Raw genomic sequence first — 11,600 nt, 5'->3', positions numbered from 1 at the left:
AAGCTATGGAAGAACAGATTATACGCACAGAATATTCAGACCTCATGCAGAAATCCTACATCGACTATGCCATGAGCGTCATCATTGCAAGGGCTTTACCGGATGTGCGGGACGGCTTAAAGCCGGTACAGCGCAGAACCCTTTATGATATGTACGAGCTTGGCATCCGCTATGACCGCCCGTATCGAAAATGCGCCCGTATCGTCGGCGATACCATGGGTAAATACCACCCCCACGGCGACAGCTCCATCTACGATGCCCTGGTGGTCATGTCTCAGGATTTTAAAAAGGGCATGCCCCTGGTGGACGGACACGGCAATTTTGGCTCTATCGAGGGCGACGGCGCCGCCGCCATGCGATACACCGAGGCACGCCTTCAGAAAGTAACCCAGGAGACCTTCCTGGCGGATCTGGATAAAGATGTGGTGGATTTTGTTCCGAATTTCGATGAGACGGAGAAGGAACCCAGCGTCCTGCCTGTCCGTCTGCCGAACCTTCTGGTGAACGGATCTGACGGTATTGCAGTCGGTATGGCCACCAACATTCCGCCCCACAACCTTGGCGAGGTTATCGACGCAGCCAAGGCCTATCTGAAAAACCCGGAGATCAGCACCGAGAAGCTGCTGGAGCTGATGCCGGGACCGGATTTTCCCACAGGCGGCATCATCGTCAACAAGGACGAGCTTCCGGCTATCTACGAGAGCGGAACCGGAAAGATTAAGATCCGCGGCCGTGTACAAGTGGAGAAGCTGAAAGGCGGTAAGGAGCAGCTGGTTATCACGGAGATTCCCTACCCGATGATCGGCGCGAATATCGCCAAATTCCTGAATGATGTCGCAGGTCTCGTGGAGAGCAAGAAAGCTCCGGAGATCACTGATATCTCCAACCAGTCTTCCAAAGAGGGCATCCGTATCGTCCTGGAGCTGAAAAAGGGTGCGGATACCGAAAACCTGAAAAATATGCTTTACAAGAAGACACGTCTGGAGGACACCTTCGGCGTCAACATGCTTGCAGTCGCCGACGGCAAGCCAGAGACCTTAAGTCTGCGCCAGATCCTGGAGCATTATATCGAATTTCAGTACGAACTGACCACCCGGAAATACCGCACCTTGCTGGCAAAAGAGCAGGAGAAGCGGGAGATTCAGGAAGGCCTTATCAAAGCCTGTGAGGTCATTGATCTGATCATTGAGATCCTGCGGGGCAGCAAGAATATCAAGGACGCCAAAGCCTGTCTGACTGCAGGCATCACCGACGGCATTCGCTTCAAGTCCGAGGCTTCTAAGAAACGTGCCGCAAAGCTTCATTTCACCGAGCGTCAGGCCCAGGCTATCCTGGAGATGCGTCTGTACCGCCTGATTGGTCTGGAGATTCAGGCTCTGATGGAGGAGAATCAGAAGACGTTGAAGAATATCGCGGAGTATGAGGATATTCTGGAAAATCATTCCAGTATGACCCGCGTCATTCTGAAAGATATGGACGCCATCAAAAAAGCCTATGCCCGTCCCAGACGGACAGCCGTGGAGAATGCGGAGGCTATTGTGTTCGAAGAGAAGAAGATCGAGGAAATGCCGGTTATGTTCCTGATGGATCGCTTCGGCTACGCTAAGACCATCGACATGTCCGTCTACGATCGCAATAAGGAAGCGGCAGACAGTGAAAATAAATATGTATTTTCCTGCATGAATACGGGAAAAATATGTATATTCACAGACACCGGAAAGCAGCACACCGTGAAGGTACAGGATCTGCCCTTCGGAAAATTCCGGGACAAGGGCGTGCCCATCGACAACTTCGGCAATTTCTCCAGCACCGAGGAGCAGATTGTCGGCATTGGCAGTATGGAAGTCCTGAAGCATCAGAAGCTGTTGTTTGGCACCCGTCAGGGTATGTTGAAAATTGTGGACGGCAGCGAATTTGAGACAAAAATGAAGACCATGGCGGCTACGAAGCTGAACGAGGGAGACGAGCTTCTTAAGGCCATTGTCACAGACGGAACCGGGCAGGTGGTGCTGCAGAGCCGGGACGGATATTTCCTGCGCTTCGATATCTCCGAGATACCGGAGAAGAAAAAGGGCGCGGTCGGAGTCCGGGGGATGCGTCTCGCAGAAAAGGACGCGCTGGAAGCGATTCATCTGTACCATGCAGGACAGGAAGAAAGCATAGAATATAAGGAAAAACAGCTTGTATTAAATAAATTAAAAGCCGGAAGCCGGGATACGAAGGGAGTAAAGGTCCGGGTGTAGGGCAAAACGCAAGGGTCGGACAGGATAAGCTGTCGATACCTGCACGAGGAGGAATTGTTATGAAGATTCTGGTTACGCTGCCTCTGAACGAGGGACAAAAGGAACGGTTGGAAATGAATTTCCGTCATCTGGAATTTTGTTACTGTCTACAGAAAGACGTGACAGAGGAGGTCATCCGGGACGCGGAGGTCATCCTGGGAAATGTGGATCCCGCGCTTTTGAAGTATGCGGAGGAACTGAAATGGCTGCAGCTCAATAACGCCGGAACCGAAGGCTTCTGCGACGGCGCGTTGCCGAAGGACGCGGTGCTGACCAACGCCACCGGCGCTTACGGCCTGGCTATCTCTGAGCATATGATCGGCGTGCTCTTTGAACTTCAGAAAAAGCTGAATCTCTACGCCCGGAACCAGCGGGAGCATGTCTGGAGGAGCGAAGGCCACGTCCATGTGATTCAGGGAAGCCGCGTGCTGGTCATCGGTATGGGCGATATCGGAACCATGTTTGCCCGGAAGATGAAGGCACTGGGCTGCCGTACCGTGGGAATCAAGCGGCGCGAAGGCCGGAAGCCTGAGGGCGTGGATGATCTCTACACCCTGGAGCGTCTGGAGCGGGAGCTTCCGAAAGCGGATATCGTAGCCATGAGTCTGCCGGGTAACCAGGATACCTATCATATGATGAACGCGGAGCGCCTGGCGCTGATGAAGGAAAACGCAGTTCTCATGAACGTAGGCCGTGGTATCACCGTAGACACCGACGCCCTGGTGAAAGCACTGCAGGAGAAGCGCATTGCCGGAGCCTGTCTGGACGTGACCGATCCGGAGCCCCTGCCCACCGAACATCCCCTCTGGGATATGGAAAATGTCATCCTGACGCCCCATATCTCCGGCGGCTACGCATTGCCCGAGACCCTGGAGCAGATCCTGACCATCTGTATCGAAAACCTGGAATGCTATATGGTACAGAGACCGCTCCGCAACCTGATTGACATGAAAACAGGGTACTGCGAGTAAGTACAGTGGCTTGGACGAGATTCATCGGAAAGTGCATGTTGAGACGGTAGTACTGCTTTCCCACAAAAAGCCAGACGGACATATCAACGTATAAGTTGAGTTTGGGAACCTCTGATGTAATGGATTGGAACTAGGAATCCATTACGAAACGTGATATTCGCGTATCAGATGAGGTGGTCGAAACTATGAAAAGATGGAATAACGAATATTTGGACGTTCCGGCTAGTGAGGGTAAGATGAGCGAACCTTCTGAGGAAGAATTAGCTCAAATCGAGAAATTTAAAAAGAATGGCTGGATCTAGTGATATGAAGAAGGGAGGCGTTCTATTTGGCAAAGAAAAAAGATGAAATCACCATCCGTTCCAGTGCAGCGGAATACTTAACCTATGTTGCCTCTGTAGGTGATCAACAGGACAGCATAGAGATGCGCTATGAGGATGAGAATATATGGCTGACACAGAAGATGATGGCCACATTGTATGATGTTGGTTTACCAACGATAAATGAACATATTAAAAAAATATACGCGGATAGTGAATTGGAAGAGGCCGCAACTATTCGGAATTTCCGAATAGTTCAAACCGAAGGTTCTCGCCAGGTGACACGCGATACCAAGCACTATAGCCTTCAAATGATCATTGCCGTAGGCTTCAAGGTCAATTCCGAGCGTGCGGTACAGTTCCGTAAATGGGTAAACCAGATCGCCAAGGACTACACCATCAAAGGCTGGGTGATGGATGATGAACGGCTGAAACGAGGAACGTATTTGACAGAGAAGTATTTCGACGAGCAGTTAGAGCGTATCCGTGAGATTCGTGCCAGCGAAAGAAAGTTTTATCAGAAGATTACCGACCTGTATGCCACAGCTATTGATTACGATAAAAATTCTGCAACGACGAGAAGATTCTACGCGACCGTTCAGAATAAAATGCATTACGCAGTGCATGGGCATACTGCAGCGGAGCTGATCGTGGAAAGAGCCGATCACACAAAAGAGCATATGGGATTAACCACCTGGGCAGATGCACCGGAAGGAAAGATTAAGAAAAGCGATGTTACAGTTGCTAAGAATTATCTAAGCCAGGATGAAATGAAGCAGCTGAATCGTATGGTTACAGCATACCTGGATTTTGCGGAAAACATGACCTTACGCCATATTCCGCTTACGATGCAGGACTGGGAAAAGAGGCTCAACAGCTTCATTGAAATGTTTGATTATGGTATTTTACAGGACGCAGGCAAAGTGTCTGCAGAAATTGCGAAGCTTCATGCTGAGACAGAATTTGAGAAATACCGTGTCATTCAGGACAGGTTGTTTATGTCTGACTTTGATAAGTACATGTTGGAATTGGAAGAAAATGCAAAGAAATAAGAAACAGATACCAGGTCGAGACAGTGGCAGGGAGCAGCAGTGTAAAATTGCCTTGCATTATATAGGTAGCAAAGGCCTTATACCGACTTGTTCCCATAGAGAGAGAATTCAAAGAAGGATTTGAACGCTTTTCTTCAGATTTACATTTCAAATATGAATTATACTATAAGCAGTATTCAGAACTGTACTGCAAACTGTATCCCATCATCATTCAGTCAGAATATGTAAGGCATTTTATTTTTCTGACGGATAAGAAGGAAGTGACATTTGTAGATGCTCCGTTCCTTGAAATCTCACCAACACATAGAGTAAATACAAAAATTAGCTTTAAAGAAGGTGAACCTATAACTGTAACAAACAATCAAGAAAACATAGATACACCGATATCGCGATTTAATAAAATTCAGCTGTGCGAGTATATTATTGATAATGGACAATATGCTACTCAGGAATTATTAAAGGCTGCTGTAGCTTACAGATTTGCACACAGCAATTATTCAGGTAATCCTGATGTTAATAGCTCGTCATGTGAAGATATCGCCAATGAAGAAGAATTTAGGCTTATCGGAGATATGGTAAAGTCTATTGTTAAAGATTACAATTGGCTGAAAAAAGAATTGAAGATGGATTATAATGAGAACGAATTGAGTTCTGGAATTCCAATCTTATAAAAACAAATCTCCTCAACACTGGATTCGTTCCAGTGTTGAGGAGTCTTTTTCGTCTAAGAAATTATCTATCTTATCTAATCTATGGATAAGATAGATAGGATTGGCGTCCAGTCGATTAAATTGAGAAATATCAAATTTCTTTTATAGCACGAATAAACTTTTGAGTTGCCGTAGTAGGTTCTTTCATTATATAAGATGCATTTAACTTTGCAAGTGAGTTAGATTTTTCTATCATGCCACCCATGAACGGTAAGTATTGAATTATAGATAAAACTATGGTATGATTTTCTTTAAATATGGTATTCATAGGAATGAAAATACAAACAGAAACGAGGAAGCGTTATGGAAAATGAGGCTACAAGCAAAAATTTTATTGAGCAGGCCATAGAGAAGGATCTGGCAGAGGGCGTATACGATACCGTCCACACCCGTTTCCCGCCGGAGCCCAACGGCTATCTGCATATCGGACATGCAAAGTCCATCCTGTTAAACTACGGACTGGCTCAGAAATACCACGGCAAATTCAACATGCGTTTTGACGATACGAACCCGACAAAAGAGAAGACCGAGTTCGTAGAGTCCATTTTAGCGGATATCAAGTGGCTGGGCGCAGACTGGGAAGACCGCCTGTACTTTGCGTCCAACTATTTTGACCAGATGTACGAGGCAGCGGTAAAGCTGATTCAGAAGGGAAAAGCATTCGTTTGCGATCTGACAGCGGAGGAGATGCGGGAATATCGCGGAACCCTGACCGAGCCGGGCAAGGAGAGTCCCTATCGGAACCGGAGCATCGAGGAAAACCTGAAGCTCTTTGAAGAGATGAAAGCGGGCAAATACGCGGACGGAGAGAAGGTACTGCGTGCCAAGATCGACATGGCTTCCCCGAACATGAACATGCGTGACCCGATTATCTACCGTGTGGCGCATATCAGCCATCACAACACCGGTGACAAATGGTGCATCTATCCCATGTATGATTTTGCCCACCCCATCGAGGATGCCATCGAGGGTATCACCCATTCCATCTGTACCCTGGAGTTTGAGGATCACAGACCGCTGTACGACTGGGTTGTACGGGAGCTGGAATACCCTCATCCGCCCAGACAGATCGAATTTGCGAAAATGTATCTGACCAACGTGGTCACCGGTAAGAGATATATCAAAAAGCTTGTAGAAGAAGGCATCGTGGACGGTTGGGATGATCCCCGTCTGGTATCCATTGCAGCGCTCCGCCGCCGTGGATTTACGCCGGAGTCCATCAAAATGTTCGTAGACCTGTGCGGCGTGTCCAAGAGTCAGTCTTCCGCAGACTACGCCATGCTGGAGTACTGCATCCGCGAGGATCTGAAGCTGAAGAAACCGCGTATGATGGCAGTGCTGGATCCGATCAAGTTAGTGATTGACAACTATCCGGAAGGACAGGTGGAATACCTGGACGCAGCCAACAACCTGGAAAATGAAGAACTGGGCAGCCGTAAGATTCCGTTCTGCCGCGAGCTCTACATCGAGCGCGACGACTTCATGGAGGAGCCGCCGAAGAAGTACTTCCGTCTCTTCCCGGGCAACGAGGTGCGTCTGATGCACGCTTACTTTGTAAAATGTGAGAGCTTCGTCAAGGACGAGAATGGCAAGATCATCGAGGTACATTGTACTTATGATCCGGAGACTAAGGCAGGCAGCGGCTTCACAGGCCGTAAGGTCAAGGGAACCATCCATTGGGTACCGGCTCCCTGCGCTATCGACGCGGAGGTTCGTCTGTATGAGAACATTATCGACGAGGAGAAGGGTGTCTACAACGAGGACGGCAGCCTGAACCTGAATCCGAATTCCCTGACTGTCGTAGAGCATGCTTACCTGGAGCCGGGCTTCGAGGGTGCGAAAGCCTTTGACAGTTTCCAGTTCGTGAGAAACGGATTCTTCTGCGTGGATTACAAGGATTCCACACCGGAGAAACTAGTCTTCAACCGAATCGTATCCCTGAAGAGCTCCTTTAAGCTTCCGAAGGCATAAGAGAGCACATGCGCGAACTGACGATAAATTTAAATCTAAAGGCAGAGACACCTCTGTACGAACAGATTTACCATTATATTAAACAGGATATTCAAGACCAGAAGATCCTGGCTGGAGAGAAGCTTCCCTCCAGCCGGGCTCTTTCTCGTTATCTGGAAGTGAGCCGAAGTACGGTGGATTTGGCTTATGGGCAGCTTCTGTCAGAGGGCTATGTGGAATCCATCCCGTGCAAAGGCTATTATGCCTGCCAGATTGAAGGACTGTATCATTTGAAGACCGGAGCGGACCGGGGGGAGTCTGAGCTAAAGACCGAAGAAAAGCGATGGAAATATGATTTCACCCCCAATGGCATCGACCTGGACGGCTTCCCCTACGGCGTCTGGCGGAAGGTGACGCGAAATGTGCTGCTGGACGACCGGAAAGAACTGTTCCAGCTGGGTGATCCGAAGGGCGAGTGGGAGCTTCGGGAGACTATCAGCCGCTATCTTCACCAGGCCCGTGGCGTCAACTGCCGTCCGGAGCAGGTAGTGCTGGGAGCCGGAAACGATTACCTGATGATGCTGATTGCCGCCATCCTGGGCAAGCGGAAGCTGGCCATGGAGAGCCCTACCTACAAGCACGCATACGGTATCTTTGAAAAAATGGGTTTTGAGCTTTGCACCGTTCCTGTGGACGCTTCCGGTATGCGTGTGGATGAGCTGACCGCGTCGGGCGCGGATGTGGCTTACGTGATGCCGTCCCACCAGTATCCGCTCGGCATTGTCATGCCCATCAAGCGGCGGCTGGAGCTTTTGAAATGGGCGGCGGAAAAGGAAGACCGCTATCTTATCGAGGATGATTACGACAGTGAATTTCGCTATCGCGGCAAGCCCATTCCGGCACTGCAGGGAGCGGATCAGGCCGGGAAAGTCATTTACATCGGAACCTTTTCCAAATCCATTGCGCCCGCTATTCGAATCAGCTACCTGGTGCTGCCGGAACAGCTTCTTGCGACCTGTGAACCGGAGCTCCAACGCTTTTCTTCTACCGTATCCCGTATCGACCAGATGATTCTGAACAGCTTCATCAAAGAGGGACACTATGAGCGTCACCTGAACCGCATGCGCGCCATCTACGGCCACAAGCAGGAGATCCTGGTGGGTGAGCTGAAAAAGCTCTCCGATATCTGCAGCATTCGCGGTGAGGACGCCGGCGTCCATCTGCTCCTGGAATTCCGCAATGGCCTGACCGAAGCCGAACTCATCCGCCGGGCGGAAGCCGAGAGCATCCGGGTATATCCGTTGTCTGAATACAGCATCGATGCCACCGCCCCGGGACGCCGCCCGACGATATTGCTGGGGTATGCGACCATGACGGAAAGGGAGTTGAGAGAGGCTGCGGAGAGACTGGCGGAGGTATGGAGGTAGTGATAGTCAGAAACTTGGAAAAATGAAATCAGAAATATATTTAGAAAGATCATTCTATATGGAAAATAGAATCCATATAGAATGATCTTTTTTGTATGCTTAAATAAAAACAGGAGGAACGAACCACCATGGATCGCGTCATTACAAATGAGAAAATCGAACAATTCCACCAGCGCCTGCTCTACACAGAAAAAAGCAGCCAGACCATCCGTAAATACCTCAGGGATATTCGAAAACTTCAGCAGCATGCAGGACACAAGACAGTGAGCAAAGAGCTGCTGGTCAGCTATAAAACATATCTGGAGCAGAAGTGCCACTACAAGGTGAGCAGCATTAACTCCTACCTGGCGGTCGTAAACCATTTCTGCGCCTGTATGGGCTGGAACGACCTGCGGGTGAAAATGATTCGGGTGCAGCAGGACGCCTTCGCCCCGGAAAACCGGGAGATGACCCAGGAGGAGTATACCCGGCTGATTCGAACTGCCCAGCGGCAGGGCGATGAAAAACTATCCTGTCTGATCCAGACCCTGGGCAGCACCGGCATCCGTATCAGCGAACTGTGTCATATTACCGTGGAGAGCCTGCGCTTTGGCATGGCCGAAATTCATAACAAAGGAAAAATGCGCCGCATCCTGTACCCGGGTGAATTGCAGAAGCTATTGAAAAAATACGCAAAAAAAGAAAAAATCGAGAGCGGCCCCATCTTCCGAAGCCGCAGCGGAAAACCGCTGGATCGCAGTAACATCTGGCGCATGATGAAGCGCCTGAGCCATGCGGCAAAGGTGGACGCCGCGAAAGTCTATCCCCACAGCATGCGCCACCTGTTTGCCCGCTGCTTCTATAAAATAAAGAAAGACATCGCCAAGCTGGCAGACATCCTGGGCCACAGCAGTATCGAAATCACGCGAATCTACATCAAATCTACCGGGCGTGAGCATAAGAGACAGTTGGACAGTATGCGGCTGGTGATAGGTGATGGGGAACAAAAAAAGACGACATAATAAATATTATGTTGTAGATAAGAGATAGATTTTGAGGATGAAAACAGATTCATGGATACCATATGAAAAAAGAGGTCTCATTTTGGGACAAAATGCCCCTATGACATTACACATCTGTGTAGTGCCGTGAGTCAAATTGCTTGAAATGTGTTTGATTTTCCAGAAAGAGGATTCTTGTGTTTTAAAAATACCTTGTATTACTGTATTGAATGCGCTATAATCTATAAATGATAAGCGGGAGAGACAACATAATATTTATTACGTTGTCCTTCCCAACCACCCAATCCCCGCAGAAACAAGGAGCCGAAAGCAAATGTGGTACGTAGCGCAGACAGCATGCGGAAAAGAAAGGGCAGCCATCGAAGAGTGCCGCAACGCACTCCCTGAGAAACTTGCGGCACGTATTTTTGTGCCCAGATATCAATATAGGAAGAAATATCAGGGACAATGGCATACCGAGGAAGCCGCAGCCTTTCCGGGATATGTATTTATAGAAAGCGAGAACCCCACAGAGTTGGAAGAGGCACTGGAACGCATTCCGCACACGGTTACGCCGGTGCGCATCGGCAACGGCTTCTACCCGATTCGGTCAGAGGAAGAGACTTTCTTAAGGCAAATGCTGGACGAGCAGGATTGCATCCGCAATTCCGTCGGCTATCTGGTAGACGGCCAGCTTCTGGTAACCCAAGGTCCGCTGAAAGCAGCCACAGCTAGAGTCCGTAAAATCGACCGGCATAAGCGGCTGGCGGAAGTGGAAGTGCAGCTCTTTGAAGAACACAGGCGCATGAAGCTTGGGTTGGAAGTGAAGGCGAAGATCAGTGGGGAAGAGTATGAGAGGATGCTGGAAACGGCATAAAAAATAAGAAATTGAGGATATTTAAATGATCATTACAAAGACACCGTTTCGTATGTCTTTTTTTGGCGGCGGAACCGACATGGAGAGCTTTTTTAGAGAAAATGGAGGAGCTGTACTTTCTACAACCTTTGATAAATATTGCTATGTAAATGTGCGACATTTGCCCAGATTTTTTGATTATACAAGTGAACTTTCTTATTCAAAAACAGAGCGCGTTACAGAAATTAATCAAATTCAGCATCCGGCGATACGGAATGCGATGAAAATGTTGGACATGCATGAAATCCGTCTGACCTATGAAGCAGATCTTCCGGCGCGTTCCGGATTGGGAACATCCAGTTCTTTCGCAGTCGGCATGCTGAATGCGTTTTATGCCTTAAAAGGAAAGTACGCGGATAAAAAACGTCTTGCCGACGAGGCAATTTATCTGGAGCGGGAGTTGTGTCAGGAAGCCGGAGGCTGGCAGGATCAGATTGCGGCTTCCTTTGGCGGTTTCAATCGCATCAATTTTAATGCAGATGGTTATGAAGTACTTCCGCTTATTATTGCGCAGGAGCGTAAAAAACAGTTGAATCAGAACCTGATGATGTTTTTTACTGGATTCACCAGATTTTCTTCTGATGTACAGAAAGCAAACTCAGCGGAGAAAACGGATAAGACAGCGCAGTTAAAAGAAATGTTATCCCTGGTGGATGAGGCGGAACGTGTACTGACAGACAAAGAGACATCTCTGGATGAGTTTGGGCGGTTGCTGGATCACACTTGGAAGCTGAAACGACAGACAGGCGCTGCAGTTTCCACGGACAGTATCGACGGACTTTACGCGAAGGGAATGGAAGCCGGTGCGCTTGGAGGAAAACTGCTGGGGGCAGGCGGCGGTGGCTTTCTTGTTTTTTATGTGGAGCCAGATAAACAGGAAGCCGTGCGAAATGCCATGCAGGAGCTGATGTATATTCCGTTTGAGTTTGAAAATGGTGGCACCCGGGTGATTCATTATACACCGGAGACTTATGTGCCGCAGGAAAAGTAAT

9 protein-coding genes are annotated in these 11,600 nt (G+C 48.9%); all 9 read left to right on the top strand.

Going from position 1 to position 11,600, the window contains the following annotated elements; genetic code table 11:
* Window positions 1-5 precede the first annotated feature (5 nt).
* The 9 genes from ACESZP_RS01400 (at window position 6) to ACESZP_RS01360 (ending at window position 11,599) form a co-directional block, all read left to right on the top strand.
* Window positions 6-2,243, top strand: a complete 2,238-nt coding sequence (locus ACESZP_RS01400; RefSeq protein WP_499707809.1) for a DNA gyrase/topoisomerase IV subunit A — start codon at window positions 6-8, stop codon at window positions 2,241-2,243.
* 59 nt (window positions 2,244-2,302) lie between these two features.
* Window positions 2,303-3,253 carry a D-2-hydroxyacid dehydrogenase gene (locus tag ACESZP_RS01395; protein WP_499707808.1) on the top strand — a complete coding sequence of 317 codons (951 nt, stop codon included), beginning with the start codon at window positions 2,303-2,305 and terminating at the stop codon, window positions 3,251-3,253.
* A 328-nt stretch (window positions 3,254-3,581) separates the two neighbouring features.
* Window positions 3,582-4,625, top strand: coding sequence for a virulence RhuM family protein (locus ACESZP_RS01390; RefSeq protein ID WP_499707807.1), 1,044 nt, complete (start codon window positions 3,582-3,584; stop codon window positions 4,623-4,625).
* A 260-nt stretch (window positions 4,626-4,885) separates the two neighbouring features.
* Window positions 4,886-5,296, top strand: coding sequence for a hypothetical protein (locus tag ACESZP_RS01385; RefSeq protein ID WP_499707806.1), 411 nt, complete (start codon window positions 4,886-4,888; stop codon window positions 5,294-5,296).
* Between the two features lie 342 nt (window positions 5,297-5,638).
* The gene (locus tag ACESZP_RS01380; protein ID WP_499707805.1) at window positions 5,639-7,306 is read left to right on the top strand and encodes a glutamine--tRNA ligase/YqeY domain fusion protein; all 1,668 of its coding nucleotides are present in this window, start codon (window positions 5,639-5,641) and stop codon (window positions 7,304-7,306) included.
* 8 nt (window positions 7,307-7,314) lie between these two features.
* Complete coding sequence (gene pdxR / locus ACESZP_RS01375) at window positions 7,315-8,712, top strand: MocR-like pyridoxine biosynthesis transcription factor PdxR (RefSeq protein ID WP_499707804.1); 1,398 nt, start codon at window positions 7,315-7,317, stop codon at window positions 8,710-8,712.
* A gap of 128 nt (window positions 8,713-8,840) precedes the next feature.
* A complete protein-coding gene (locus ACESZP_RS01370) occupies window positions 8,841-9,713 on the top strand; it encodes a tyrosine-type recombinase/integrase (protein ID WP_499707803.1) in 873 nt (290 codons plus the stop codon).
* Between the two features lie 313 nt (window positions 9,714-10,026).
* Window positions 10,027-10,569 carry an antiterminator LoaP gene (gene loaP, locus ACESZP_RS01365; protein ID WP_499707802.1) on the top strand — a complete coding sequence of 181 codons (543 nt, stop codon included), beginning with the start codon at window positions 10,027-10,029 and terminating at the stop codon, window positions 10,567-10,569.
* A 25-nt stretch (window positions 10,570-10,594) separates the two neighbouring features.
* Window positions 10,595-11,599: a GHMP family kinase ATP-binding protein gene (locus ACESZP_RS01360; protein ID WP_499707801.1), complete on the top strand. Its 1,005-nt coding sequence runs from the start codon at window positions 10,595-10,597 to the stop codon at window positions 11,597-11,599.
* The last annotated feature ends 1 nt before the right edge of the window (window position 11,600 follow it).

The sequence above is a fragment of the Candidatus Dorea massiliensis AP6 genome (assembly GCF_964245105.1).
Lineage (GTDB): Bacteria > Bacillota > Clostridia > Lachnospirales > Lachnospiraceae > Laedolimicola > Laedolimicola intestinihominis.
This window is presented reverse-complemented; position numbering and strand designations above follow the sequence as displayed.

Bases quoted from the DNA above. Each gene is read 5' to 3' on its own strand.
- ACESZP_RS01400 (WP_499707809.1), top strand. From the start codon at position 6: ATGGAAGAACAGATTATACGCACAGAATATTCAGACCTCATGCAGAAA.
- ACESZP_RS01395 (WP_499707808.1), top strand. From the start codon at position 2,303: ATGAAGATTCTGGTTACGCTGCCTCTGAACGAGGGACAAAAGGAACGG.
- ACESZP_RS01380 (WP_499707805.1), top strand. From the start codon at position 5,639: ATGGAAAATGAGGCTACAAGCAAAAATTTTATTGAGCAGGCCATAGAG.
- pdxR (WP_499707804.1), top strand. From the start codon at position 7,315: ATGCGCGAACTGACGATAAATTTAAATCTAAAGGCAGAGACACCTCTG.
- ACESZP_RS01370 (WP_499707803.1), top strand. From the start codon at position 8,841: ATGGATCGCGTCATTACAAATGAGAAAATCGAACAATTCCACCAGCGC.
- loaP (WP_499707802.1), top strand. From the start codon at position 10,027: ATGTGGTACGTAGCGCAGACAGCATGCGGAAAAGAAAGGGCAGCCATC.
- ACESZP_RS01360 (WP_499707801.1), top strand. From the start codon at position 10,595: ATGATCATTACAAAGACACCGTTTCGTATGTCTTTTTTTGGCGGCGGA.